This window comes from Mycolicibacterium alvei, assembly GCF_010727325.1.
GTDB lineage: Bacteria > Actinomycetota > Actinomycetes > Mycobacteriales > Mycobacteriaceae > Mycobacterium > Mycobacterium alvei.
Genome location: NZ_AP022565.1, coordinates 2,327,968 through 2,352,460 on the forward strand (window position 1 = coordinate 2,327,968; position 24,493 = coordinate 2,352,460).

The 24,493-nt window shown below is 66.2% G+C and carries 26 protein-coding genes; 10 read left to right on the forward strand and 16 right to left on the reverse strand.

The features are described from left to right. Nucleotides 1-14: 14 nt before the first annotated feature. From G6N44_RS11195 to G6N44_RS11210, 4 genes are all read right to left on the reverse strand, one after another. The gene (locus tag G6N44_RS11195; protein ID WP_163663951.1) at nt 15-341 is read right to left on the reverse strand and encodes a type VII secretion target; all 327 of its coding nucleotides are present in this window, start codon (nt 339-341) and stop codon (nt 15-17) included. After that, nucleotides 338-646, reverse strand: coding sequence for a hypothetical protein (locus G6N44_RS11200; protein WP_163663953.1), 309 nt, complete (start codon nt 644-646; stop codon nt 338-340). Before G6N44_RS11200 ends, G6N44_RS11195 begins: the two co-directional genes overlap by 4 nt. 86 nt (nt 647-732) lie before the next feature. Continuing rightward, nucleotides 733-1,143 carry a hypothetical protein gene (locus tag G6N44_RS11205; protein WP_163663955.1) on the reverse strand — a complete coding sequence of 137 codons (411 nt, stop codon included), beginning with the start codon at nt 1,141-1,143 and terminating at the stop codon, nt 733-735. Then, entirely contained in the window at nt 1,140-2,417 is a 1,278-nt protein-coding gene (locus G6N44_RS11210) for an amidase domain-containing protein (RefSeq protein ID WP_163663957.1), read from the reverse strand. The genes G6N44_RS11205 and G6N44_RS11210 overlap by 4 nt, the downstream gene beginning before the upstream one ends. 193 nt (nt 2,418-2,610) lie before the next feature. Here G6N44_RS11210 and G6N44_RS11215 point away from each other — a divergent pair, with 193 nt between their 5' ends. The 3 genes from G6N44_RS11215 (at nt 2,611) to G6N44_RS11225 (ending at nt 7,263) form a co-directional block, all read left to right on the forward strand. Next, entirely contained in the window at nt 2,611-3,318 is a 708-nt protein-coding gene (locus G6N44_RS11215) for a beta-phosphoglucomutase family hydrolase (RefSeq protein ID WP_163669834.1), read from the forward strand. Nucleotides 3,319-3,325: 7 nt separating this feature from the next. Continuing rightward, nucleotides 3,326-5,692, forward strand: coding sequence for a glycoside hydrolase family 65 protein (locus G6N44_RS11220; RefSeq protein ID WP_163669836.1), 2,367 nt, complete (start codon nt 3,326-3,328; stop codon nt 5,690-5,692). A gap of 116 nt (nt 5,693-5,808) precedes the next feature. Further along, a complete protein-coding gene (locus G6N44_RS11225; RefSeq protein WP_163663959.1) occupies nt 5,809-7,263 on the forward strand; it encodes a catalase in 1,455 nt (484 codons plus the stop codon). Here the strand turns inward: G6N44_RS11225 and G6N44_RS11230 are convergent. After that, nucleotides 7,243-7,845, reverse strand: a complete 603-nt coding sequence (locus tag G6N44_RS11230; protein ID WP_163663961.1) for a TetR/AcrR family transcriptional regulator — start codon at nt 7,843-7,845, stop codon at nt 7,243-7,245. The two genes, G6N44_RS11225 and G6N44_RS11230, sit on opposite strands and share 21 nt — an antisense overlap. A gap of 73 nt (nt 7,846-7,918) precedes the next feature. Between G6N44_RS11230 and G6N44_RS11235 the strand changes: the two genes are divergently transcribed. Then, nucleotides 7,919-8,830 carry a TauD/TfdA dioxygenase family protein gene (locus tag G6N44_RS11235; RefSeq protein ID WP_163663963.1) on the forward strand — a complete coding sequence of 304 codons (912 nt, stop codon included), beginning with the start codon at nt 7,919-7,921 and terminating at the stop codon, nt 8,828-8,830. Nucleotide 8,831: 1 nt separating this feature from the next. Here G6N44_RS11235 and G6N44_RS11240 read toward each other — a convergent pair whose 3' ends face one another. Together G6N44_RS11240 and G6N44_RS11245 are read right to left on the reverse strand one after the other, a co-directional pair. Further along, nucleotides 8,832-10,799 carry a YhgE/Pip family protein gene (locus G6N44_RS11240; protein WP_163663965.1) on the reverse strand — a complete coding sequence of 656 codons (1,968 nt, stop codon included), beginning with the start codon at nt 10,797-10,799 and terminating at the stop codon, nt 8,832-8,834. A gap of 1 nt (nt 10,800) precedes the next feature. Next, on the reverse strand, nt 10,801-11,475 hold the full coding sequence (locus G6N44_RS11245; RefSeq protein ID WP_163663967.1) for a P-loop NTPase family protein: 675 nt from the start codon (nt 11,473-11,475) through the stop codon (nt 10,801-10,803). A gap of 47 nt (nt 11,476-11,522) precedes the next feature. On the opposite strand from G6N44_RS11245, the gene G6N44_RS11250 reads away from it, so the two are divergent. After that, nucleotides 11,523-12,170: a TetR/AcrR family transcriptional regulator gene (locus tag G6N44_RS11250; RefSeq protein ID WP_163669838.1), complete on the forward strand. Its 648-nt coding sequence runs from the start codon at nt 11,523-11,525 to the stop codon at nt 12,168-12,170. Here G6N44_RS11250 and G6N44_RS11255 read toward each other — a convergent pair. From G6N44_RS11255 to guaB, 3 genes are all read right to left on the reverse strand, one after another. After that, nucleotides 12,154-13,890: a GMC family oxidoreductase gene (locus G6N44_RS11255; protein ID WP_163663969.1), complete on the reverse strand. Its 1,737-nt coding sequence runs from the start codon at nt 13,888-13,890 to the stop codon at nt 12,154-12,156. The two genes, G6N44_RS11250 and G6N44_RS11255, sit on opposite strands and share 17 nt — an antisense overlap. A gap of 199 nt (nt 13,891-14,089) precedes the next feature. Continuing rightward, entirely contained in the window at nt 14,090-15,226 is a 1,137-nt protein-coding gene (locus G6N44_RS11260; protein WP_163663971.1) for a GuaB3 family IMP dehydrogenase-related protein, read from the reverse strand. A gap of 29 nt (nt 15,227-15,255) precedes the next feature. Continuing rightward, on the reverse strand, nt 15,256-16,797 hold the full coding sequence (gene guaB, locus G6N44_RS11265; RefSeq protein WP_163663973.1) for an IMP dehydrogenase: 1,542 nt from the start codon (nt 16,795-16,797) through the stop codon (nt 15,256-15,258). Nucleotides 16,798-16,955: 158 nt separating this feature from the next. Here guaB and G6N44_RS11270 point away from each other — a divergent pair, with 158 nt between their 5' ends. Continuing rightward, complete coding sequence (locus tag G6N44_RS11270) at nt 16,956-17,360, forward strand: DUF5319 domain-containing protein (RefSeq protein ID WP_003882245.1); 405 nt, start codon at nt 16,956-16,958, stop codon at nt 17,358-17,360. Here the strand turns inward: G6N44_RS11270 and G6N44_RS11275 are convergent. From G6N44_RS11275 to G6N44_RS11285, 3 genes are all read right to left on the reverse strand, one after another. Further along, complete coding sequence (locus tag G6N44_RS11275) at nt 17,351-18,526, reverse strand: anti-sigma-D factor RsdA (RefSeq protein WP_163663975.1); 1,176 nt, start codon at nt 18,524-18,526, stop codon at nt 17,351-17,353. The two genes, G6N44_RS11270 and G6N44_RS11275, sit on opposite strands and share 10 nt — an antisense overlap. Then, nucleotides 18,519-19,097 (reverse strand): sigma-70 family RNA polymerase sigma factor, encoded by a 579-nt coding sequence (locus G6N44_RS11280; RefSeq protein WP_163663977.1) that lies wholly within the window; start codon nt 19,095-19,097, stop codon nt 18,519-18,521. Before G6N44_RS11280 ends, G6N44_RS11275 begins: the two co-directional genes overlap by 8 nt. An 89-nt stretch (nt 19,098-19,186) precedes the next feature. Then, nucleotides 19,187-19,984 carry a hypothetical protein gene (locus G6N44_RS11285; protein ID WP_163663979.1) on the reverse strand — a complete coding sequence of 266 codons (798 nt, stop codon included), beginning with the start codon at nt 19,982-19,984 and terminating at the stop codon, nt 19,187-19,189. A 437-nt stretch (nt 19,985-20,421) separates the two neighbouring features. Between G6N44_RS11285 and G6N44_RS11290 the strand changes: the two genes are divergently transcribed. Then, the gene (locus tag G6N44_RS11290; protein ID WP_163663981.1) at nt 20,422-20,712 is read left to right on the forward strand and encodes a WhiB family transcriptional regulator; all 291 of its coding nucleotides are present in this window, start codon (nt 20,422-20,424) and stop codon (nt 20,710-20,712) included. A 74-nt stretch (nt 20,713-20,786) separates the two neighbouring features. Here G6N44_RS11290 and G6N44_RS11295 read toward each other — a convergent pair whose 3' ends face one another. Continuing rightward, nucleotides 20,787-21,149, reverse strand: a complete 363-nt coding sequence (locus tag G6N44_RS11295; protein WP_163663983.1) for a DoxX family protein — start codon at nt 21,147-21,149, stop codon at nt 20,787-20,789. Between the two features lie 77 nt (nt 21,150-21,226). On the opposite strand from G6N44_RS11295, the gene G6N44_RS11300 reads away from it, so the two are divergent. Further along, nucleotides 21,227-22,102, forward strand: a complete 876-nt coding sequence (locus G6N44_RS11300; protein ID WP_163663985.1) for a sigma-70 family RNA polymerase sigma factor — start codon at nt 21,227-21,229, stop codon at nt 22,100-22,102. Nucleotides 22,103-22,217: 115 nt separating this feature from the next. Further along, the gene (locus tag G6N44_RS11305) at nt 22,218-22,625 is read left to right on the forward strand and encodes a nitroreductase family deazaflavin-dependent oxidoreductase (RefSeq protein WP_163663987.1); all 408 of its coding nucleotides are present in this window, start codon (nt 22,218-22,220) and stop codon (nt 22,623-22,625) included. Between the two features lie 7 nt (nt 22,626-22,632). Here the strand turns inward: G6N44_RS11305 and G6N44_RS11310 are convergent, their stop codons facing one another. Beyond that, nucleotides 22,633-23,178 carry a TetR/AcrR family transcriptional regulator gene (locus G6N44_RS11310; RefSeq protein ID WP_163663989.1) on the reverse strand — a complete coding sequence of 182 codons (546 nt, stop codon included), beginning with the start codon at nt 23,176-23,178 and terminating at the stop codon, nt 22,633-22,635. Nucleotides 23,179-23,311: 133 nt separating this feature from the next. Between G6N44_RS11310 and G6N44_RS11315 the strand changes: the two genes are divergently transcribed. After that, on the forward strand, nt 23,312-23,695 hold the full coding sequence (locus G6N44_RS11315) for a hypothetical protein (protein WP_163663990.1): 384 nt from the start codon (nt 23,312-23,314) through the stop codon (nt 23,693-23,695). 11 nt (nt 23,696-23,706) lie between these two features. Here the strand turns inward: G6N44_RS11315 and G6N44_RS11320 are convergent, their stop codons facing one another. Further along, nucleotides 23,707-24,492 carry an enoyl-CoA hydratase gene (locus tag G6N44_RS11320; protein WP_163663992.1) on the reverse strand — a complete coding sequence of 262 codons (786 nt, stop codon included), beginning with the start codon at nt 24,490-24,492 and terminating at the stop codon, nt 23,707-23,709. Between the last annotated feature and the right edge of the window lies 1 nt (nt 24,493).

Consider the following 24,493-nt stretch of genomic DNA (forward strand, 5'->3'; position numbering starts at 1 on the left):
TCGGCACCCGGAGTTCAGCTGCCAGGGTCATCGAGCGCCGTGGCTACCCGGCTGATCGCTTCTGCCGACTTGTCATCGGTCCGATCGATGCCCTGCGCCGCGGCAACGATCTTCTGTCCCGTCTCTTGCAGTCGCTGCACCGCGTCCAAAGCTTCGGTCCTCATCGCGTCGCAGTATGCCGCCAGCGCCGCGCCCGTGGCGAAACCCCGATTTCCATCCCTCGCGGGCATCCCTGAGTCGTACAGCGTCGCGATACGTGCGCGCGCCTCTTCGGCTTTCTCATCTATCAACCCACCAGAGTTCTTCACTTCCTCTGGCCTGATGTGGATATCGTTGGTCAACCGTCCCCCTCGTGCACTGCGTCGTCACCACTGATACATGCGGTATGCGCCATCGGTTCTGGCTGACGGACACCGGTGTACGAGGCAACCGAAGCCACCAGAAGCGGGACCATCACAGCGACATAGCCAGCCAAAATGCAGACGATTAGCTTCTGCGACTGACCATTCTTGAGAAACACCGTCACGATGCCTGCGCCAACCGCAAGCATCAGCGCCACCACACCCACCTGGAAAAGGTTCACAGGAATTGGCAGTTCCGCAAGGCACCGATGACTTTCAATCTGGCCGCGGCGGTAGGCGGTCACTGCGGTGAACCCCGCCAATGACCATATCGCCACCAATCCTGCGATCCACGCGACCGCACCAGATATTGCGGTACCGACCCTGGCCCTCACCGCAGGACACTTCCGCTGGCAGCACCACACGTTGGCAGAGTGCTGTCAGAAAAATCAGTCGGGTTGGCGTGCGCCGCCACCGACAAGATCAGCAGAACAACCGCAATCACCAACAACAGATAAACGACGCGAGGCACCCGGAACTCTCGGTTGACAAACGGCAGTCCGAGCGTGGCCAAAAACCCGATCACGGCCGCGGACAACCCGCCCAGTGCGATCCACCAAAGCGGAGCCTCAAACGGCGCGATTTCCAGCACTCGTTTCGTACACGGCGCGTTCAGAATCGTCTGGAATCGGTACGTATCGACGCGTTCTAGTCCGGCAGCGGCCGCAGCGCCCACAAGAAGCATCACAAAGCTGGTCAGCGCCAGCGCTGAAGAAGCGACCCGAATGTTGGCGCGTTTCACCAGGCTTGCCTCGGCCGGACGACTGTGTATTGCTGAGCACCTTCACCTTGTTCGACAACCGGGATGCGACCCGTGAGGCTGGAATTCTGCGCACCAGGTGTGTGCTGCGTGTACAGAACGTCACCGTCAGGCAGAACCGCCGTGACAAGCGCCGCGTGATGAGATTCGCCGTCTGTATGACCGCCAGGCCCATCGGCGTAGTCGAAATAGAGCACATCACCGGGCCGAGCTCCGGACATTCCCACCCGATCGCCACCATTGTTGAGGAAGAAGTCTTGTTGGGCGTCAGCGTAGTACCAGGATCTCGTGTGGCTCAGCCCCTCAACTTCTGGCAGCCAGCGACTGTCCGGCGTGTTCCATCCCCACTCGCCCGCACGACTGCGGCCCCAGCCGTTCTCGTCCAATGTGGTTTGGCCCTTATAAGGAAGTCCGCCAGCATGAAGCGCCTGTGACACAAAGTGGGCGCAGTTGTTCGGAAAGAGGTCCTCGTCCGTGTCGTCCCAGTGGTCCCGGGCATACTGCAATGTCTCCATGGCGTTATAACCCCGATCTTTCGCCTCTAGTTCGGTCTTCACGCCGGCCGGTAGCCCCGCCAGGTTGTATAGATCGAGTGGGACGGCCTTCTTGAAGTCCTCTTGCATCTCAGGGGTGAGCGCGTTCCACCACGCCGCCTGCTGGTCTGGTGTGAGACCATCTGGCAGTTGGTTGCGCATCATTGACAGTGCGTCATGGACAGCGTCGGCTTGCAATTCGAGAGCACGTTCTGTGGTCGTCGTGTCAGGGTCCACCTTCAATCCCTCGAGCGCGGAACGGCCTGCATCGTCGGCCTGCGTTGCAGCTTCCACCGCATCGTCGATCAGGCGCTGCGCATTGTCGCGATAGAATTCGAGCAGTTCGATGTCCAAGCCCGTGGTGTCGGACGGAAGGCTCACTTGTCCATCAGTAGAGACAACCAGCCCTTTGTTTTCCGCCCCATAGACTGCATCGTTGAGCTCCCGCTGTGCGACCTTGACTGCATCTTCAAGCGTGTCCACCGCAGAGGCAGCGCCGGCATCCAACAGTCCTAGACTGCGAAACTTCTCGGCGAGATGTCTCAATTCAGCCTTCGCAAGATCACCGACCGCGTCGTACCAGTTATTGTCCAGTGCGCGTATGCCGTTGGCGTGGATCTCATCACAGGTGTCGTCGTGCAGGACTGAAGCAGTCCGCAAATCCAACGCCGCCTCGTGCCAGAGTTGCGGCTGCGCAGAACGAAGGTCTGCGAAACCAACCACTCGATAGCCCCCTCACAACTACAAATTCACCAACCATTCGTCACATTACGACACCGTGAGATGTGATCGGCACACCAATCTGCCTCGTTGCCGCTAAGTCGAATCGAGCCGGGGCAAACACTTTGCCGGAGATCCCACCCCTCGTGCCGTGATTGCGCATGATGGAGAAGACGTCGGCGAAAGCGAGGACGCTGTGTTGGGCCTGCCCGAGCAGATCACCGCGTGCCTGTTCGATCTCGACGGTGTGCTGACCGATACCGCCAGCGTGCACAAGAAGGCCTGGAAGGCCATGTTCGATGACTTCTTGCGCACGCGGGCCGCACGTACCGGGGATGAATTCGTCGCGTTCGACATCGACGACGATTACCTGCGCTACGTCGACGGCAGGCGTCGCGAGGACGGCGTCCGGTCGTTTCTGGCCGGCCGCGGAATCGAGCTCCCCGCCGACACCATCGAGGACCTCGGCAATCGCAAGAACACCATGTTCCAGCAAGACCTGAAGAAGGACGGCGTCGACGTCTTCCCCGGATCAAGGCGGTACCTCCAGGCCGTGGCGGATGCGGGTCTGCGCCGGGCGGTGGTGTCATCGAGCGCCAATACCGAGGAGGTGCTGAGGATTACGGGGTTGGACACATTCATCGAGCAGCGGGTGGACGGGGTGACGATGCGCGACGAGAACCTGCCGGGCAAGCCCGCACCGGACAGCTTCCTGCGCGCGGCCGAACTCCTCGGCGTCTCCCCCGCCCAGGCCGCGGTCTTCGAGGACGCATTGGCGGGGGTGGCGGCGGGCCGGGCGGGGAACTTCGGATTCGTGGTGGGAGTAGACCGGGTGGGTCAGTCCGAGCAGTTGTGTCGCGACGGTGCCGACGTCGTCGTCACCGATCTGGCGGAGTTGATGTAGCGCCATGATGATCACCCACGACGCGTACCCGGTGGAACCGTGGCAGGTGCGGGAAACCCGTTTGGACCTCAACCTGATCGCTCAGTCCGAATCGCTGTTCGCGCTGTCCAACGGTCACATCGGCCTGCGCGGCAACCTCGACGAGGGCGAACCGCACGGCCTACCCGGAACGTATCTGGCCGGGTTCTTCGAGGTCCGCCCACTGCCCTACGCCGAAGCCGGGTTCGGCTACCCCGAAGCCGGGCAGACCGTCGTCGACGTCACCAACGGCAAGCTGCTGCGACTGTTGGTCGATGACGAGCCCTTCGACGTGCGCTACGGCGAACTTCTCGACCACGAGCGCACCCTGGATCTGCGGGCCGGCACCTTGACCCGCCACGCCCACTGGCGGTCCCCGGCGGGAAAAGCGATCAAGGTGCTGTCCACCCGCCTGGTGTCGTTCGCCCACCGCGGTGTCGCCGCCATCGAGTACATCGTCGAGGCGGTCGACGAATACACCCGGGTGACAGTGCAATCCGAGCTTGTCACCAACGAGGACCAACCCGAGACCTCCGAGGATCCACGGGTCTCGGCGGTGCTCCGCCGACCACTGCAAGCCGTGCACCACGAAAACACCGACCACAGCGCCCTTCTGGTACACCGAACCCGCGGTAGCGGACTGATGATGGTGGCCGCGATGGACCATGACGTCGAGGTGCCCGGACGCGTCGAGGTCGGCACCGACTCGCGCGACGACCTGGCCCGCACCACTGTCATCTGCGGGCTGCGACCCGGCCAGAAGCTTCGCATCGTGAAATACCTCGCCTACGGATGGTCGAGCCTGCGGTCACGTCCGGCACTGCGGGATCAAGCCGCCGGCGCCATCGCCGGTGCCCGCTACCGCGGTTGGCAGGGACTGCTGGACTCCCAGCGGGCCTACCTCGACGAGTTCTGGGACTGTGCCGACGTCGAGGTCGAGGGAGATCCGGATTGCCAGCAGGCGGTGCGGTTCGGTTTGTTCCACGTCCTGCAGGCCAGTGCCCGCACCGAGCGGCGCGCCATCGCGGGCAAAGGACTGACCGGTCCTGGTTACGACGGCCATGCCTTCTGGGACACCGAGGGTTTCGTACTGCCGGTACTGACCTACACCAAACCCCAGGCGGCGGCCGACGCGCTGCGATGGCGGGCCTCCACGCTGGACCTGGCCCGCGAGCGCGCGTCGCTCCTCGATCTGAACGGGGCCAGTTTCCCGTGGCGCACCATCCGGGGCGAGGAATGCTCGGCCTACTGGCCCGCGGGCACCGCCGCGTGGCACATCAACGCCGATATCGCGGCCGCCTTCGAGCGCTACCGCGTTGTCACCGGCGATGACTCGCTGGAACGCGAATGCGGCCTCGTGGTGCTGGTGGACACCGCCCGGCTGTGGATGTCGCTGGGACACCATGACCGCCACGGGATCTGGCATCTGGACGGCGTCACCGGACCCGACGAATACACCGCGGTGGTGCGCGACAACGTCTTCACCAACCTGATGGCCGCCCACAACCTGCGGGTCGCCGCCGACGCCTGCATGCGACATCCCGAAGCATCCGATTCGATGGGCGTGACCACGGAGGAGACGGCGGCCTGGCGCGACGCGGCCGACGCCGCCCACATCCCCTACGACGAGGAACTCGGCGTGCACCCACAGTGCACGGGGTTCACCACCCTGTCCGAGTGGGACTTCTCGGCCAACACCTCCTACCCGCTGCTGCTGCACGAACCGTACGTACGGCTGTACCCGGCCCAGGTGCTCAAGCAGGCCGATCTGGTGCTGGCGATGCAATGGCAGAGCCACGCCTTCACCCCGGAACAGAAGGCCCGCAACGTCGACTACTACGAGCGGCGCACCACCCGGGACTCGTCACTGTCGGCATGTACCCAGGCGGTGATGTGCGCGGAGGTCGGCCATCTGGAGTTGGCCCACGACTACGCCTATGAGGCCGCGGTGATCGATCTGCGCGATCTGCATCGCAACACCCGCGACGGCCTGCACATGGCCTCGCTCGCCGGCGCATGGACGGCACTGGTGGCCGGTTTCGGCGGACTGCGCGACGACGAGGGCATCCTGTCCCTGGACCCACACCTGCCCGACGGCATCTCGTGCCTGCGGTTCCGGTTGCGGTGGAAGGGATTCCGGGTGACCGTCGACGCGCACCACGACACCGCCACCTACACCTTGCGGGACGGACCCGACGGGGTACTGACCATCCGTCACGCCGGTGGCGAGGTGACGCTCAGAACGACCGAACCGACCACCGTCGCGATCGTTCCCCGGCATCCGCTGTTACCGCCGCCGTCCCAGCCGCCCGGGCGGGAACCGGTCCGTCGGCGAACCGGCCACACCGACCGATAAGGGGGATCGTCCGACCAGGTTTGGGCCCTGAACGTCGCGGGGTACCCGGCTCCCATACGTCTCAGCGGTTTCGTCGTGCGCGGCGTTCTCCGCTGAACAGCGAAAGGAGCGACGGAGTGACCGGTACCCAGCCCAAGCCGACAACCACCGACGCCGGAATTCCGGTGTACAGCGATGAGCATTCGTTGACGATCGGTCCGGATGGTCCGATCCTGCTGCAGGACCACTACCTGATCGAGCAGATGGCGATGTTCAACCGGGAGCGCATCCCCGAGCGCCAACCGCACGCCAAGGGTGGGGGCGCATTCGGCCACTTCGAGGTGACCCACGACGTCAGCGCCTACACCAAGGCCGCGGTGTTCCAGCCGGGCGTCAAAACCGAGACCCTCAACCGGTTTTCCACCGTGGCCGGTGAGCGCGGCAGCCCCGACACCTGGCGGGATCCCCGCGGCTTCGCCACGAAGTTCTACACGACCGACGGCAACTTCGACCTGGTCGGCAACAACACCCCGGTGTTCTTCATGCGCGACCCGTTGAAGTTCCAGCACTTCATCCGGTCCCAGAAACGACGTGCGGCCAACAACCTGCGCGACAACGACATGCAGTGGGATTTCTGGACCCTGTCTCCCGAATCCGCGCATCAGGTGACGTGGCTGATGGGCGATCGCGGTATCCCCCGCGACTGGCGCCACATGAACGGCTACTCCAGCCATACCTACAGCTGGATCAACGCCGCCGGTGAGATCTTCTGGGTGAAGTACCACTTCAAGACCGACCAGGGCGTCGAGTTCCTCACCCAGGAAGAGGGTGACGAGCTGGCCGGCATCGACGGCGATGCCCACCAGCGCGATCTGTACGACGCGATCGAGCGCGGTGAGTTCCCGACGTGGTCACTGAAGGTGCAGATCATGCCGTTCGAGGAGGCCAAGGACTATCGGTTCAACCCGTTCGACCTGACCAAGGTGTGGCCGCACGGTGACTATCCGCTGATCGACGTCGGCACCCTGCATCTGGACCGCAACGTCGAGGACTACCACGCCGAGATGGAACAGGCCGCGTTCGAACCGAACAACCGGGTGCCCGGCACCGGCCTGAGCCCGGACAAGATGCTGTTGGCCCGTGACTTCGCCTACGCCGACGCCCACCGTCACCGGCTCGGCAGCAACTACAAGCAGATCCCGGTCAACGCGCCGAAGGTAGAGGTGAACAGCTACTCGAAAGACGGCGCGATGCGGATCAAGAATGTGTCCGACCCGGTCTACGCCCCGAATTCCTACGGCGGTCCGCAGGCCGATCCGGCCCGCACCGCCGAATCACTGTGGCACGCCGACGGCGACATGGTTCGCGCCGCCTACACGTTGCACGCCGAGGACGACGACTGGGGCCAGGCCGGAACGATGGTGCGGGACGTGCTCGACGACGCAGCGCGCGCCCGATTGGTCTCCAACATCGCCGGGCACCTGTCGAAGGGGGTCTCCGAGCACGTACTGGAACGGGCCTTCGAATACTGGAAGAACGTCGACAAACAACTCGGTGAGAAAGTCGAGTCGTCAGTCCGCAATGGTGACTGACTGAGCCGCGGCGGCGCCGGGTTCGAGGATCCGTGCGATCTCGGCGCCGACCGCCGCGCGCGCCTCGCCGTCGTCGATCGCGTCCAGTCCGGCCGCCGACTTCAGGAACGGCTCGAACAGCCGCCAACCCAGTTGCAGGGCAACGGCGTTGGCCACCGCAAGACGTCCGCTGCGCTCATCGTCGAAACGCGGCAGGACCTGCTCGAGCAGCCTCGTGACGCCCGGAAACCGGGTCTGCAGTTGGCCGATCGGGTAGCCGTCGAGCAGCGCCCTGGCCATCAACCGCATGTGTTGGTCCATGGCCCGCTCGATCTCGTCGGGGCGGCCGTTCTCGTCCAACAGCGCGGTGAGCCGGGCACCGAGATGTTCGAGTACGGCTCCGACCAACTGCTCTTTGGTACCGAAGTGCCGGTAGATCAGCCCATGGTTGACCTTGGACTCGGCCGCGATGTCACGGATCGACGTGGCCGCAGGCCCCCGCTCGGCGAACAATTCGGCCGCGGCCGACAGTGCGGCCGCGACCACCTCGTCCCTGCCCACCGGACCGGCCACGTCCTTGCCCGGTGGCGTCGGTGTAGTCATGTGGCTACACTAGCTCACATACCGATGTAGTCACTTGACTACAGTGACCTCGACCAGCCCAAAGGACAAGCCGATGACCACTCTTGCCGCCCCTCGCCTCACCGTCAGCAAGCTGGGCAGTCGCATCGGCGCCCGCATCGAGGGCGTGCAACTGAGCGGGGATCTCGACGAAGGCACGGTCGCCGAGATCCGGCGCGCACTGCTCGAGCACAAGGTCGTCTTCTTCGGCGGTCAGCACGATCTCACCGACGAACGGCAGCACGCCTTCGCGCGACTTCTCGGCAAGCCCGTCGGTCACCACGCGCTCAAGCAGTCCGTCGCGCAAGGTCAAGCCCCGCTCATCACACCGCTCGACTCCGAGTACGCGAAGGCCACCCGCTGGCACACCGACGTCACGTTCATGCCCGACTACCCGGCCATCTCGATCCTGCGGGCCGTGACGCTGCCCGAATACGGCGGATCCACCATGTGGGCCTCCACCGCGGCGGCCTACGACCGGTTGCCCGCTCCGCTCAAGGCCCTCACCGAAAACCTCTGGGCCGTCCACAGCAACCGCTTCGACTACGCGGCGGCACCCGTCGCCGCACTGAGCGAAGAACAGCAACAGATGCGGGCCGCGTTCGAAAAGCCCGATTTCCGCACCGAACACCCAGTCGTGCGGGTACATCCGGAGACCGGTGAGCGCACGCTGGTGGCCGGAGACTTCACCCGCGGCTTCCTCGGCCTGGACAGCCATGAGTCCGCGACCCTGCTGGAGTTGTTGCAGCGTCGGATCACCATGCCGGAGAACACGGTTCGCTGGAACTGGACCCCGGGCGACGTCGCGATGTGGGACAACCGGGCCACCCAGCACCGCGCCGTCGACGACTACGACGACCAGCGCCGCCTGATGCACCGCGTGACGCTGGCCGGCGACGTCCCCGTCGACATCCACGGACAGCCGAGCCGACCGCTCGCGGATGCCGCACTGCTCCGGGCGGTCTGACTCACATCCTGATCGCCGGCATCAGCCTGGTCATGTTCCACAGCCGGTTCCGTCGCGCCGACAGCGACGAGATGGTCAGCGCACCCACCCAGATCACCACGAGCGTGATGATCGCCTGCCAGAGTCGGTGGTCGATGCCGCCCAGGATGAGCTGGCGTAATCCGTTGACGCCGTAGGTCATCGGATCGTAGTCGTGGAACATCTGGAACGGTCGTGACGTGGTCTCCACCGGGTACATCCCGCCCGCGCTGACCAACTGCAGCATCAACAGGGCCATCAGCAGCACCCGACCCACCGCGGGGCCGACGAGGGCGGTGACCGCTTGGGTCGCGGCCACGAAACTGCATGACACCAGCATCATGAAGCCCAGCATGGCGACCGGATGCACCACGTGCATGCCGAGGGCGAACCGCACCACGCAGTACAGGATGATCGCCTGGAACACCCCGATGATCACCGCGGGCAGGTAGCTGGCGAGCACCACCCGGATCGCCGGGACCTCCGCGGCAATCGGCCGGTTCTGCAACGGACGCAACACCATCCACAGCACCAGCGCACCGAAGAACAGCGCGAGTGTGATGAAGAACGGCGCCATCCCGGTGCCGAAGTTGGGTGCGGCGTTCTCGGCCGAGTTCTGCAGGTGAACCGGGCCGCCGATGGTGTCGGCGATCGCCTCCTTCTGCGCGGGAGTCCATTTCGGTACCTGGCCGGCACCGTCGGCGAGCTTGGTGGCCAACTCGGCCGATCCGCCTCGCAACTGGGCGGTGCCAGATTTCAGCTGACCGGCACCCGTGTCGAGTTTTGCTATGCCACTGGCCAATTCGGCGTTGCCGGTGGCCAGTTTCCGGGCTCCCCCACGCAGCTGGTTCAGCTTGGCATTGAGGTCGGAGTTCTTGCTGCCCACCTGATCGAGCGCAGAGTTCAACGGGCTGCCGGGGTTACGCAGCGACGAGGTCATCGAGATGGCCGCGTTCTCGGCGTCGGTGAGTTGCCGACGGATCTGCGGGGTGAATTGGTGGGCCCGAAGGTCATCCGCCACACCGCGCAGGGTTCCGGCGGCATTGTTGGCGATCGGATCGGGACTGGTCGACAGCTGGTCGATCACCGAGGTCAGCGCTGCCGCGGCGGAGTCCTGCGCTCCGGTGAGGGCACCGATCTGGTCGTTGGCCTGCCGCAGCGCGGCGGTGCCGTCTTCCAGTTTCTGTGTCTCGCCACCGATCTTCGACAGTGCCGAGGTGACCGCGACCAGCGGATCGGTGGCCTTGTTGATCTCCACCGAGAGCTGCTCGGCGCCGGTGGCCAGCTGCGCCGATCCGGACCGCGCAGTGTGCAGCCCGGCGGCCAGCCGGCCGGCTCCGTCGTCGACTTTCACTGCGCCGGCGGCAAGTTGGGCCGCGCCGTCGGCGGCCTGCTTGATCCCGGCGCCGGAGCTGACCACCACGGAGAGCACCTGGTTGACCGCCTGGCCCGAGATCCGCGTCGACACCGCGTTGAGCACCTGGTCGATCGCGGTGCGGCCGATGTTCGACGAGATGTAGTTGTTGGCGTCGTTGTAGACCGCGTTCAGGTTGGCCTGCTCGGGGTTTCCGGTCAGCGGTGAGGCGATGGCCTCGCTGAAGTCCGGCGGCAGCTCGAGCATGAAGTAGTACGTGCCGTGCTCGACGCCGTTGCGGGCCTCGTCCTCGTCCACCACATGCCAGTTCAGGCCGGCGTCGTCGGTCAGGCTCTTGGCGATCTCGGTGCCGACGTTGACGTGTTGTCCCGACACCACCGCACCCCGGTCCGAATTGACCAGTGCCACCGGCATTTTGTCGACCTGACCGAAGGGGTCCCAGTAGGCCCACAGATACAGCGCACCGTACACCAGCGGGAGCAGCATCAGCACCACGATCGCGGCCCGGGTCATCCGGCTGCGGCCGAAGCGTTTGATCTCCGAGCCCGCAACCAGGTCGGTGAGTCCAGCCAACATGTCAGTTCTTTCCCGTCAGGACGCGGTGATCGTGCAAACCGTGGTCAGGAGCATCGTGGCCGAGCGGATTGGTCACTCCGACAACGACACTGCGCTGCGTGGAGATGGCGCCGAGTCGCTCGACCGCGATCGCGCGACGGCAGTGGTCCCGCACCTGCTCGAGGTCACCGACCACGAGGATGGGGCGATTCGAGAACAACGCCAGGGTGACCTTCAGCAGGAACAGGTCGAGGTCGGACAGTTCGCTGATGTAGGTGTCGGGTTCGGGTGGCGTCAGGTCGCCGAACACCTCCTCTAGGGCGGAGTCGCCGGATTCGGCCGGCACCCGTCGATACCACGGGGCCAGCCAGCGGCGCTGCTCGGCGAGCACCGTGCGGACGGTGACCGAATCCTCGAGTTCGTCGATGTCGGCGAAGGCCGCGATCGCGCAGTGTCGGCGGATGTCTCGCGGCCGAGTCCGGCCACACACGGTCACGGTGCCGTGGGTGGGCGCCAGGCGGCCGGCCAGCGTCAACAGCAGCGCGGTCTGACCCCACCCCCCGGGCATCTGAATGGCGTGAAAACCGGGCGTGAGCTCCAGGTCGATCTCCGAGAACAGCGGGCCGTGCTCACCGTCGACGCCGAGTCCGGTCGTGGCGATCTGCGGCGCGCTCTCCGCGCCGTCCTCGTCTTCCATCTCCGACCTTTCGATACTCGTCGGTATCCAATTGGATACTGGCGAGTATTGTGTTGGTCATGGCTGCTGTCAAACCGGCACGTACCCGCCCCACGCGCGACGAGGTTCGCGACCGGATCCTGGATGCCGCGCTGACGGTGTTCGCCGCAGAAGGCTTCGCCGGCGCCACCATCGACGCCATCGGTCAGGCCGCGGGATTCACCAAAGGCGCGGTGTATTCCAACTTCGAATCCAAGGACGAGTTGTTCCTGGCCCTGCTGGACCGGCAGTTCGAGAGCCGCGGCGCCCTCATCGCCACCGCGCTCGACAGTGGGCACGGCGACACCGCCGCGATCGCCGCGGCACTGAGTCGCGCAACGCTGGAGTCAATCCACGATCAGACGGAGTACCAGATCGTGCTGATCGAGTACTGGCTGCGCGCGGTACGCGATCCCCAACTGCGCGAACGCCTGGTCGCCCGCCGTCGCGCGGCCGCCGATCAAGCCCTGCGCATCGTCGAACAGGCCGGCACGTCGCTACCCGGCAGACAGCTGTCGGCACTCGCGCAGTTGGTCGTCACGATCAGCTCCGGCATCGCCTCCGAGGAGGTGCTCCAACCGGGCACGGTGGACGTCGACACGTTGACCCGGCTGTTCGAGGCCCTGTTGGAATCCGCCCCCGGCGGGCAGAGACCGCTCGCTAGCCGCCCGAGTTGACCGGCTCGATCGGGAGGCGCCGCAACCCACCGGGCGCCTCGGTCGGCACCACGGGATGCGCGGGCGCGATCGGTGCCAGTTTCCGGTACGGCTCAGTCTGGCTCGGACGCTCGTCCTTCTGCCCGTTGTTCGGCCAGAGCGACGCCGCGCGTTCGGCCTGCGCGGTGATCGACAGCGACGGGTTCACCCCGAGGTTCGCCGAGATTGCCGCACCGTCCATGACATGGAGCGTCGGGTAGTTGTATACGCGCTGATACGGGTCGATGACGCCGTGCTCGGCGTCCTCACCGATGGCCGCCCCGCCGAGGAAGTGCGCGGTGAGCGGGATGTTGAACAGCTCGCCCCAGGTGCCGCCGGCGACGCCGTCGACCTTCTCCGCCATCCGCCTGGTGAACTCGTTGCCCACCGGGATCCACGTCGGATTCGGTTCACCGTGGCCCTGTTTGGACGTCATGACCCGCTTGCCGCCGGGCCCACGCTTGGTGAAGGTCGTGATCGAGTTGTCCAGGTGCTGCATCACCAGCGCGATCACTGTGCGCTCGCTCCAGCGCTGCGGGTTGAGGAGCCGGATCATATTGCGCGGATCCTCGCGGGCCTGATCGAGGAACTGCCGCCAGCGCGGCACATCGGTGCCCTGCGGCCCGGTGCCGTCGGTCATCAGTGTCTGCAGCAGACCCATGGCGTTGGAACCCTTGCCGTAGCGCACCGGCTCCACGTGGGTGTCGGAGGTGGGGTGCACCGAGGAGGTGATGGCCACGCCGTGGGTGAGGTCCATGCCGGGCGGCACGGTGAGGGTCTGTGCGCCGACGATGGACTCGGAGTTGGTGCGGGTCAACACGCCGAGACGAGACGACAGCTTTGCCAACTTGCCCTGGTCCCGCATCTTGAACAGCAGCTTCTGGGTGTTGTACGTCCCGGCGGCCATGATCAGATGCTTGGCGGTGAACGTCTTGCGGTGACGCCGCAGCTTACTGCCGGTGCGCACGGTGCTGACTTCCCAGAGCCCGTCGGCGCGCTGCTCGAAACTCGTCACGGTGGTCATCGGATGCACTTGTGCGCCGGCCGATTCCGCCAGGCCCAGGTAGTTCTTGACGAGCGTGTTCTTGGCGCCGTGCCGACAGCCGGTCATACATTCGCCACACTCGATACACCCGGTGCGGGCCGGGCCGACGCCGCCGAAGAAGGGGTCCGGCACGGTCTTGCCGGGGGTCAGCTCACCGTCGAGACCGAAGAACACGCCGACCGGCGTCGCGACGAACGTGTCCCCGCAACCCATGTCGTCGGCGACCTCTTTGACGATGCGGTCGGCGTCGGTGAAGGTCGGGTTCTTCACCACGCCGAGCATGCGCTGGGCCTGGTCGTAGTGCGGCATCAACTCGGCCCGCCAGTCGGTGATGCCCTTCCACTGCGGGTCGTTGAAGAACGGGGCCGGCGGCACGTACAGGGTGTTGGCGTAGTTCAGCGACCCGCCGCCGACACCGGCTCCGGCCAGGATCATCACGTTGCGCAGGAGATGGATGCGCTGGATGCCGTACATGCCCAACTGCGGTGCCCAGAGAAACTTGCGCAGATCCCACGAGGTCTTGGCGAAGTCCGCATCGGTGAAGCGCTGACCGGCCTCGAGTACACCGACTCGATAGCCCTTCTCGGTCAGCCGCAGCGCACTGACGCTGCCGCCGAATCCCGAACCGATCACCAGGACGTCATAGTCAGGCTGCATGTGACCAGTATGACGCTACCGAGAGGTAACTTTCTAGACAGGAAGCCCTAACTTGTAAAGGAAACTTCTTCCTCGACGCGGCGACGGCCACCGACTTCTACCGCAGGGTCGTGATCGCGCGCTCACACAGCCCTGGTGAAGAAAACCGCGCGGAGGGTTTAGCTGGAGACGCGGAGGGTTTGGCGGGGAGGGACCCGGGTCAGGACCCGACCGTGAGACCAACCTTCTGGAACTCCTTGAGATCGCAGTACCCGGCCTTGGCCATCGACCGGCGCAGGCCGCCGACCAGGTTCAACGAACCGAACGGGTCATCGGACGGCCCCGTCAGCACCTGCTGCAGGCCCGGCCGCTCTCCGTCCGCCACCTGCAGCAGGGCACCGCGCGGCAGTGACGGGTGCGCGGCCGCGGTCGGCCAGAACCAGCCACCGCCCTGCGCCTCGGCAGCCACCGCCAGCGGCGTCCCCAGCACGACGGCGTCAGCGCCGCAGGCGATCGCCTTGGCCAGGTCGCCGGAGGTGTGAATATCGCCATCGGCCAGCACGTGCACGTACCGGCCGCCGGTCTCGTCGAGGTATTCGCGACGGGCGGCCGCCGCGTCGGCGATCGCGGTGGCCATCGGCACGCTGATGCCGAGCACCTCGTCGCTGGTGGTGACCCCGGCCGTGGAGCCATAGCCGACGATCACGCCGGCCGCGCCGGTACGCATCAGGTGCAGCGCGGTCCGGTGGTCGAGAACGCCTCCGGCCACGACCGGGACATCGAGCTCGGAGATGAACGTCTTCAGGTTCAGCGGCTCGCCATCGGACGCGACGCGCTCGGCGGAGATGATGGTGCCCTGGATGACGAGCAGGTCGATCCCGGCGGCCACCAGCGTCGGGGTCAGCGCCTGGGCGTTCTGCGGGCTGACGCGGACCGCTGTGGTCACCCCGGCCTCACGGATACGGGCCACCGCGGCGCCGAGCAACTCGCGGTCCAGCGGCGCGGCATGCAACTGCTGCAGCATCCGGATCGCCGCCGAATCGTCAGGTGCCGACGCAGCGACATCCAGCACCTGGGCGATTTTCTCCTCGACGTTGGCATGTCGGCCGATGAGTCCCTCGCCGTTGAGCACGCCGAGCCCGCCGAGCCGACCCATCTCGATCGCGAACTCCACCGACACCAGGGAGTCGGTCGGGTGTGCGACGACCGGGACCTCGAAGCGGTAGGCATCGAGCTGCCAGGCTGTCGAGACGTCCTGCGACGAGCGGGTGCGCCGTGAGGGCACGATCGTGACGTCGTCGAGCTCATAGGTGCGGCGGGCGGTCCTGCCCATGCCGATTTCAACCATGTCGCGCATGACTGTTCTTAGTCTCCTGCCCCACCGGTTCAGCGGGTGTAGTAGTTGGGGGCCTCGACGGTCATGGTGATGTCGTGTGGGTGGCTTTCCTTCAACCCGGCCGCCGTGATCTGGACGAACTGCGCCTGTTGCAACTGCTCGATGGTCGCCGAGCCGGTGTAGCCCATGGCCGCCCGCAACCCGCCGGTCAGCTGATGGATCACCGAACCCAGCGGACCGCGGAACGGCACCCGGCCCTCGATGCCCTCGGGCACCAGCTTGTCCTCGGAGAGCACATCGTCCTGGAAGTAGCGGTCCTTTGAGTAGGACTTGCCACCGCCGCGTCCCTGCATGGCGCCCAGTGAACCCATGCCGCGGTAACTCTTGAACTGCTTGCCGTTGACGAAGATCAGGTCACCGGGTGACTCGGCGGTGCCGGCCAGCAGCGAGCCCAGCATCGCCGTCGACGCGCCGGCCGCCAGTGCCTTGGCGATATCGCCGGAGTACTGCAGGCCACCGTCGGCGATCACCGGGATGCCATAGGGCCTGCAGGCTGCCACCGCCTCCAGGATGGCGGTGATCTGTGGAGCGCCGACACCGGCGACCACCCGGGTGGTGCAGATCGAGCCGGGGCCCACACCGACCTTGACCGCGTCGGCGCCGGCCTGCACCAAGGCAGCGGCCGCGGCACGGGTCGCGACGTTGCCGCCGACCACCTCGACGCGGTCGCCCACGGTCTTCTTCACCCGCGCCACCATGTCGAGCACGCCCCGGTTGTGGGCGTGGGCGGTGTCGACGATCAGCACGTCGACACCGGCATCGACCAGGTTCATGGCCCGCGCCCAGGCGTCGTCCCCGACGCCGACCGCGGCGCCGACCAACAACCGGCCGTCGCTGTCCTTGGTCGACAGCGGGAACTGTTCGGTCTTGACGAAGTCCTTGACCGTGATCAGCCCGGTCAGCTTGCCGTGACCGTCGACGATCGGCAGCTTCTCGATCTTGTGACGGCGCAGCAGGCCCAGCGCAGCCTCGGCGGACACACCTTCCTGCGCGGTGATCAGCGGCACCTTGGTCATCACCTCGGCGACGGGCTTGTTCTCGTCGACCTCGAAGCGCATGTCGCGGTTGGTGATGATCCCAACCAGCGCACCCGAGCTGTCCACAACGGGGAGACCGGAGATCCGGAACCGGGCGCACATCGCGTCGACCTCGGCCAGCGTGTTCGCCGGTGAGCACGTGACCGGGTCGGTGACCATGCCGGCCTCGGACCGCTTCACCGTCTCGACCTGGGCGGCCTGTTCGGCGGCCGGAAGGTTGCGGTGCAGCACCCCCATGCCGCCGGCGCGGGCCATCGCGATGGCCATCCGCGATTCGGTGACGGTATCCATCGCCGAGCTGACCATCGGCACCCGCAGACGGATGTTCCGGGTCAGCTGGCTCGACGTGTCGGCGGTGGCCGGGATGACATCGGAGGCAGCCGGCAGCAGCAGCACGTCATCAAAGGTGAGACCGAGCATTGCGATCTTTGTGGGATCGTCGCCGCCGGTCGGCACCGGTAGGGCGATGGGAACGCTGCTTTCAGCGATCGACATGGGTGGGGCCTCCAGTGGCAGGCGTGGGGCGTGTAACCCGATTCTATCGGCTCGCGTATTGACGGTGATGTTGCCGCTCCTTGCACCTCAGGCCGCAGATCACGGCGCGCATCAGGACGGCTGGCGCGATACCTGCACGGCTGCGTAGTGTGGGACTCGTGCGTGACCACCTCCCCCCTGGTTTGCCGCCCGATCCGTTTGCCGACGATCCTTGCGATCCTTCTGCTGCGCTGGACGCGATCGAGCCGGGCCAGCCTCTGGACCCTCAGGAACGGACGGCTGTCGAGGCTGATCTAGCCGATCTCGCGGTGTACGAGGCGCTGTTGGCGCACAAGGGAATTCGTGGTCTCGTCGTGTGCTGCGACGAATGCCAGCAAGACCACTACCACGACTGGGACATGCTGCGGGCCAACCTGCTGCAGTTGCTCGTCGACGGCACGGTGCGTCCGCACGAGCCGGCCTACGACCCTGAACCCGATGCCTACGTGACATGGGACTACTGCCGCGGCTACGCCGATGCGTCCCTCAACGAGGCCACCTCGGACACCGACGGCTACCGCTGACCGCCGCCTAGCCCCGGCAACAGGGGCAGTTCGATTCCCGGCAACGCCGGACCCTCTCCGCTGTTCCCCTCCGACGGGCTTTCGTGACCTCCGCCACCGCCGGTTTCCGCCGGGGCGGACGCTGTCGTGCGCGCCGGCGGTGCTGACGGCACCGATGTCGGCTCCACCGACGGCGCGACGGTCGCGGTGGTCGCCGGAGGCGCTTCGGCCACCGGCGCTGCCGACGTGGTCGGAGCCGACGACGTATGGGTCGCCGACGGCTGCGTAGCGGGTGACGTCGACGGTGTCGCCGGGGACGACGCGCTCGTCGTCGGCTGAGCACTGCTCGACGGCGTCGGTGTCGTCGGCTGGGTGGTCGTCGGCGGCGTGCTCGTCGGTGGGGACGTCGTCGGGCTCTCCGACGAGGACGGCGTGGACGTCTCCGAACCCGGGCTGGGCTCTGTCGGTGAGGTCGAAGGCCCGGTCGTCGGTGTCGACGTCGGGCTCTCCCCCGGCGTGCTTTCGGTCGGGGACGGGGTCGTCGTCACCGTCACCTCGGGCAACACCACCGGCGGCGCGTCGGGCGGCACCGTCGCATTCGGGTCGCGGGTCTCCACCTTGACCGACAGCTGCTGCCACTGGTCGACGAGTTCCTGCTTGCGCTGTTCGTCGCCGACGGTGGCCACGGTGGTGGTGATGGTCTGCAGCTTCTGCTGAGCCTCTTCCCATTGCCCGTCGTCGATCAGCTGCTGCACCTGCTTCAGCTCACTCGACGCCAGTTCGACGCCCACGTCGCGCGTCAACGGCGCTGACCCGAAGACGAGTCCGCGCACGCCGTACAGGGCATCGCCCGGGCCGGATCCGTACACGGCCGCGCCGAACCCGCCAAGGCACAGAAATGCGGCGGCCATCGACCCGACCAATGCCATCGGGAACCGCACCCGGCCCTGACCGGTCGACTTGTCGAGGGCCTTGACGGCCTCACGTGGCGTCGCGATACCCGACATCGGAGCGCGGCGGGCGTCGTCGCGCCAGCCGGCCAGCAGGACGGCCAGTTCGGCCTCCTCCCGGTCGGTCGCGTAGACCTGATGCTCGAGGGACAGCGCCTCGATGAACTTCTCGGACCGGTTGATCTCGTTGAGGGACGGATCACCACCGTTTGAGCTCCAGCGGCCGAATTCAGGCATGATCCCGCCCCGTCGCCATGATCTCGTTCTTGAGCCGGGCCAGTGCACGGTGCTGTGCGACACGCACGGCGCCGGCGGTGCTCCCGACGGCCTCGGCGGTCTCCTCGGCACTCATCCCGACCACGACACGCAGGATCAGAATCTCGCGCTGCTTCTCGGGCAGGACGGACAACAACCGGGCCATCCGTTCAGACGATTCGGTGTCGAGCGCGGTCTGCTCGGGCCCGGCCTCAAGCGAGAGCCGCTCGGGCACCACCTCGGTGGGCTCGGCACGATTCCTGGCCGCCGCGCGATGCGCGTCAGCAACCTTGTGCGCAGCGATGCCATAGACAAAGGCCAGGAACGGGCGTCCCTGATCTTTGTAGCGCGGCAGCGCCGTTATGGCGGCCAAGCACACCTCCTGCGCAACGTCATCAGCTGACAGACCACTGCGCTCGGTCGCCCCCACCCTCGCCCGGACATACCGAACGACGATCGGCCGAATGATCGCCAGCACTTCCGAGAGCGCGTTCCGATCACCTGCCACTGCGTCAGCAACGACAATGTCGAGACGGTCTCCCGAACTTGTCATCGTGGGCGATCTCTCCAGCGTTACGTTGCACCGACACTCGCGGCGGATTGGCTCAGCTAAACAATAACGATCGGGGGGCAGTGGCCGGATCAGGCGCCGACCCACACCCCACCTCTGCGACGCACTGTATCGGCGCTGCGGTCCCGGATCCGGCTGATTTGAGCAGCGTCGTGTGTAGTGCTGCCGATGTCGGCCAGCACGCAGGCCAGCGCCCAACGCAGCGGGATCAACCCGGACTTCTCGGCGGCCGGCAGTGCCGCGTCGGCGACTTCCCTGGCGGCGTCGAGCTCGCCGGCGCTGCACAGCGCCGCGGCCAGCACCACTTCAGATTTGACGGCGTGGCGCGTCGAGCGGTAACCGGTTGCCGCCGCGACGCCGCGACGGGCGTGCTCAACCGCCGCGGAGCCATCGCCCTGAACCATCGCCAGTTCGGCGCTCACCCACGACAGCCGGATCCGCTGTCGAGAACCGTCAGGTGTGTCGATGTCGCGCGCCCGCTCGAGCAGTCGCGCCGAGACGCCGAACCGACCGATCCCGAGGGCGTCCGCGGCGAGCCCGACGACTGCGTCGGCGGCGGCCTCGTCGTCGTCACCGCGATGCGCCCACGCCTGACCGTCGGCGCCACGGGCCCGTACGTGCCCGCCCAACTGTCGGAGGAACGACGCGCGCGTGCTGTGCGCCAGCGACACCAACGGGCCGGAGTTCGGGGACCGCACGATCTCGGCGAGTTCGGTGAGCGCGCAGGCGTAACGCCCCTGCCCGCCGGCGGCGACCGCCCGCAGCCACCGCTCGTGCGAGGTGGTCGCGCTCGGCAGCGGCCAGCGACCGGGGTCGGACCCGAAGGCAGCGTCAACCAGCGTCGTGGCAGCAGGTGCGGATGTGCTCATCGGTAGGCGACGGTATCAATACGCCACCCTTCAAGGGTCCACGGGAACTGGATACCGGCGGAACCGGGTATTGAGGACTTTCCCGATAAACATTGGTTAACAATTGATGGCTTGAATGTTAATAGCGCGTCAACTAACTGTCGGATGCCCGGAATTAGCCAGATCCCGAAGATCGGGCTCAACAGGGAAAACCCGAAGACCTCTAGCAGATCCTCAGCACCGATGCGTCAGTCACCGCGTCACAATGATGAACGTGATGTAAATTCTGGACCTGCGGTTATGCCCTTTGACACACCGGCAAGGTATTGACTCACTTTATCGGGGGCCCATAGTTTATGTGCACGAGCGGTCATCGGCGACATGAGCTCAGTTCGGTTCCACCGACTCAAACCCGACCATTTTTTAGCGAAATGGGCGAGCAGAGAGGGGTTTTCCACATGCCGCAGCCACAGCAACTTCCCGGACCCAATGCGGATATCTGGGATTGGCAAATGCAGGGACTTTGCCGTGGAGTCGATTCGTCGGTGTTCTTCCATCCCGACGGCGAACGCGGGCGCGCCCGGGCCCAGCGCGAGGTGCGCGCCAAGGAGATGTGCCGCAGTTGCCCGGTGATCACCCAGTGCCGCTCGCACGCGTTGGCCGTGGGTGAGCCGTACGGCATCTGGGGCGGCTTGAGCGAGTCCGAGCGCGAACTTCTGCTCAAGCGCGGCATCCGCCGGAGCGCCTGAGCCCCACAGCGAAACGTCACACACCCAACGGCAGAGGCTCCGTCCCCGCGCGGGACGGGGCCTTTGCCGTTGGGTCAGCCCGCCGCGAAGGCGCCCAGCGCGAGTACCGCGAGTACGAGGAACGCGGCAGGAAAGGCAATGTTGTAGAACACCCGCGCGCGGATGTGGGTGATGACCGCGCCGACGAAGAACGCGATCAGCCCGATCGCTGCGGCGACGCCGAGCGGCGGGAACGCCACCAGACCCACGAACAGTCCGACGGCGCCCGCACCCTTGAGCAGCCCGAGCGTCGATACCCAGGTCCGCGGGACGCCGACCTCTGCAGAGTTCGCCAGGACGAAGCCGGCCCCGACCAGGTCCGCGAGAGCCATCGCCCCATTGGCTGCGATGGTGATCGCAACGATCACGGCTGCGATCATGCCGAGTTGTAGGGTCATGATGGTCGTCTCCCATGTTCGGTTGCTGCGGTGGTGGTTCACCTTGATGACGTTTCCCACGCCCGAGAGGTGACGCTGTGAACGACCTGGAGACCCTGGCCGCCCGATTCGAGGAAGACCGCCACCACCTGCGTGGGGTCGCCCATCGGCTACTCGGTTCGGTGCATGACGCCGACGATGCAGTCCAGTCCGCCTGGCTGAAGGTCAGCACGCGCGGTATCGCCGACGTGGCCAATCCGACCGGCTGGTTCACCACGGTGACCGCGCACGAATGCCTCGACCGACTGCGGGAGCGGAAACGACGTGCCGAGGTCCTCGGCGCCGACGAGCACCTTCCCACCGCCTCCACCGCCATGGCCCCCGCCGCCGACGAAGAGGTGGCGATGGCCGAGTCGGTGGGCCGCGCCCTGCTCGTAGTGCTCGACCGACTCTCCCCCGCCCAGCGCGTGGCGTTCGTTTTGCACGATGCCTTCGCCGTGCCCTTCGACGACATCGCCGCACTGCTCGACCGCACCCCGGCGGCCACGAAGAAACTGGCCAGCCGGGCCCGGGAGCGGGTGCACGGTGCCACCGTCGCGGCTCGCCCCACTGCCGAACACCTCGACATCGCGCGGACCTTCCTGGCCGCCTCCCAACAGGGCAACCTCGATGCGCTGCTGGAAATTCTCGACCCCGACGTGGTGCGCCGCGTCGACCCCGTGCTCGTCGACCAGCACATCCCCGTCGAACTGCGCGGTGCGCACAAGTTCGTCGAGGAGTCCAAGTTGTTCTCGGCGGTCGCCCGGGGCGGCGAGGTCGCGATGCTCGATGGCGCGGCAGGCATCGTCATCGCACCCGCAGGCCGGCTGAAATCCCTTCTGCGCCTCGATATCCGCGGAGGGAGGATTCACGTCATCGACATCATCGGCGATCCGGACCGGTTGGCCGCCGTCGATATAGCGTTGGGGAACTGACTCTCCTGTTCCGCGTTGGACGTCACCGAACGCGAGCGTGCGCTGAGATCGCGTATGCCCCGCGATTTCGCGATCTGAGGGCACCGTCGCCGCGTCCAGGCGTAGGAAGGAAGACATGGCAGACAACTGGAATGACAACATCATCGCCGAGTTCCGCGCCAACGGCGGCAAGGTTGGCGGGCCGTTCGAGGGTGCGACGCTACTTCTGCTGCACACGACCGGGGCCAAGAGCGGCAAGGAGCGCGTCAACCCGGTGATGGCATTCGATCTGGACGGAAAGCTCGCCGTCGTCGGTTCCTACGCGGGCGCCGACGTCGACCCCGCGTGGTTGCACAATCTGCGTGCGCATCCCGATGCCCATATCGAGATCGGCACCGACGCCTACGACGTGCGTGCGCGGGAGATGTCGCTGGCCGAGCGCGATGCCGCGTACCCACGGATCGTCGAGAAGGCACCGGGATTCGGGGAGTACCAGACCAAGACCAACCGGGTCATCCCGGTGATCGAGTTGCAACGGCGGTAGCCGTCGATCAACCGCACCGCACAATGGGCCAGAAGAGCTGGAACAACCGCTCGTCCCAGCCCTCCTTGACGCCGCCGGTCCGGGCGCTTTCGGCGATGTAGGCACCGACCATTGCATCGATCAGCGTGACGGTGTCGACATCCGCGCGCATCGAACCATCGGCTTTGGCGGTATCGACCACAGTCGCCAGAGCCGCCCGTTGATCGACGAGGATTCGCCGAAACAGCGTGGTGAACTCGGGGTCGTCTTCGGTGAGCAGGGCCGCCAGACCACCGAGGCCGATGCCGTCCTCGATCGTTCCGATGGCCTGGGCGATGACCCACCGTAGCCGGTCCGGTGCTGCCGCCTCAGGATCCAAGGCGTTCGGGGAGGCGAGGCCAGACAGTGCGCTGGCCAGCATGTCCCGTCGATTGGGATGCCGTCGGTAGATCGTCGTCTTGGCGATTCCCGAATGCGCGGCCACCGCTTCGACCGTCACCGCCCGCGGCCCGCCGCTCCGCAGCAGGTGCAGTGTCGATTCGGCAATGCCGTCCTCGACGCGTCGCTGTGCCATCGGTCTCCATCTCGCCCGTCGTTTCGTGCCGGGAATATTTCAGCCCCGCCGTGCGCTACGCTATACGTAGCAAACGATACGATACGCGTAGCGTTTCGATCGTCGAAACATTCGACTCCATTGAGGTGACCCCATGCTCAAGACCTTCCGCCGCATTCCGATTACCACTGTCGCGTACGTCCTACTGCTCATCGCGTTCGTCTCGCTCGGACTGTTCGTCGGCGCCATGGCACTTGGCAGCGACCTGGCGTTCGTCGCCGGCGCCGCATTGATCGCTTCCTTCGCCGGCGCCGTGGCCGGTTTCCGAGCCGGCGGCCGCAAGCTGAACGAGGCCCGCCTCCCCGGCGCTGCGGCTCACAACGTGAGCATGTTCTCCACCCTGATCGACCAGGATCAGGTGGACCGCTACCGCGAGATGTACCGCACCAGCGACCGGGTCATGGCGGTTCTTCCCGGCGGCGAATCGAAGGACCTGGCAGCGGACTCGGCGGGCGCCCATCGTCGCCACGCCGCCTGACAACCCACCCGCTATGCCGGCGCCTGCGGCCAAGCGGGAGGCCGCTTCTCGATGAACGCCTGCACCCCCTCGAGGGCGCTCGGATCCATCATGTTGCAGGCCATCGTCGCGCCCGCGTCGGCGTACGCGGATTCGATATCGGAATCAATCTGGCGGTAGAACAACGCTTTTCCGATCGCGATGGCGACACGTGGCTTCGAGACGATGCTCGCGACCATCGCCTCGATCTCGCCGTCCAGGGCATCCGCCGACGCCACCCGATTGACCAGCCCCAACACCCGAGCCTGCTCGGCTGAGACGAACTCGCCCGTGACGAGCATCTCGAAGGCAGCTTTGCGCGGCACGTTGCGCGACAGCGCCACTCCCGGAGTCGCGCAGAACAACCCGACGTTGACGCCGCTGACCGCGAAGCGCGCGTCGTCCGTCGCCACCGCCAGGTCGCACATCGCGACGAGCTGACAACCCGCCGCCGTCGCGATGCCCTGAACCCGGGCGATCACCGGCACCGGTAGGCGCTGGATCGACAGCATCACGCGGGTGCACTGCTCGAACAACTGCTCGTAGTACGCCAGTGACGGTTCGGCCCGCATTTCCTTGAGGTCATGCCCGGCGCAGAACGCCTTGCCGGACGCTCCGAGGATGACGGCCCGCACCGTGGTGTCCTCGGCCAGCGCATCGATCGCCTCGCCCAACGCGGTCAGCATCGCCTCGGACAACGCGTTGAAGGCCTGCGGACGGTTCAGCGTGAGGGTGACGACACCGCGATCGTCACGGTCCTGGAGCAGCAGTGGTGTCATG

Bases quoted from the DNA above. Each gene is read 5' to 3' on its own strand.
- G6N44_RS11220 (WP_163669836.1), top strand. From the start codon at position 3,326: ATGATCACCCACGACGCGTACCCGGTGGAACCGTGGCAGGTGCGGGAA.
- G6N44_RS11230 (WP_163663961.1), bottom strand. From the start codon at position 7,845: ATGACTACACCGACGCCACCGGGCAAGGACGTGGCCGGTCCGGTGGGC.
- G6N44_RS11235 (WP_163663963.1), top strand. From the start codon at position 7,919: ATGACCACTCTTGCCGCCCCTCGCCTCACCGTCAGCAAGCTGGGCAGT.
- G6N44_RS11240 (WP_163663965.1), bottom strand. From the start codon at position 10,799: ATGTTGGCTGGACTCACCGACCTGGTTGCGGGCTCGGAGATCAAACGC.
- G6N44_RS11245 (WP_163663967.1), bottom strand. From the start codon at position 11,475: ATGGAAGACGAGGACGGCGCGGAGAGCGCGCCGCAGATCGCCACGACC.
- G6N44_RS11255 (WP_163663969.1), bottom strand. From the start codon at position 13,890: ATGCAGCCTGACTATGACGTCCTGGTGATCGGTTCGGGATTCGGCGGC.
- G6N44_RS11260 (WP_163663971.1), bottom strand. From the start codon at position 15,226: ATGCGCGACATGGTTGAAATCGGCATGGGCAGGACCGCCCGCCGCACC.
- guaB (WP_163663973.1), bottom strand. From the start codon at position 16,797: ATGTCGATCGCTGAAAGCAGCGTTCCCATCGCCCTACCGGTGCCGACC.
- G6N44_RS11275 (WP_163663975.1), bottom strand. From the start codon at position 18,526: ATGCCTGAATTCGGCCGCTGGAGCTCAAACGGTGGTGATCCGTCCCTC.
- G6N44_RS11280 (WP_163663977.1), bottom strand. From the start codon at position 19,097: ATGACAAGTTCGGGAGACCGTCTCGACATTGTCGTTGCTGACGCAGTG.
- G6N44_RS11285 (WP_163663979.1), bottom strand. From the start codon at position 19,984: ATGAGCACATCCGCACCTGCTGCCACGACGCTGGTTGACGCTGCCTTC.
- G6N44_RS11290 (WP_163663981.1), top strand. From the start codon at position 20,422: ATGCCGCAGCCACAGCAACTTCCCGGACCCAATGCGGATATCTGGGAT.
- G6N44_RS11295 (WP_163663983.1), bottom strand. From the start codon at position 21,149: ATGACCCTACAACTCGGCATGATCGCAGCCGTGATCGTTGCGATCACC.
- G6N44_RS11305 (WP_163663987.1), top strand. From the start codon at position 22,218: ATGGCAGACAACTGGAATGACAACATCATCGCCGAGTTCCGCGCCAAC.
- G6N44_RS11310 (WP_163663989.1), bottom strand. From the start codon at position 23,178: ATGGCACAGCGACGCGTCGAGGACGGCATTGCCGAATCGACACTGCAC.
- G6N44_RS11315 (WP_163663990.1), top strand. From the start codon at position 23,312: ATGCTCAAGACCTTCCGCCGCATTCCGATTACCACTGTCGCGTACGTC.
- G6N44_RS11320 (WP_163663992.1), bottom strand. From the start codon at position 24,492: ATGACACCACTGCTGCTCCAGGACCGTGACGATCGCGGTGTCGTCACC.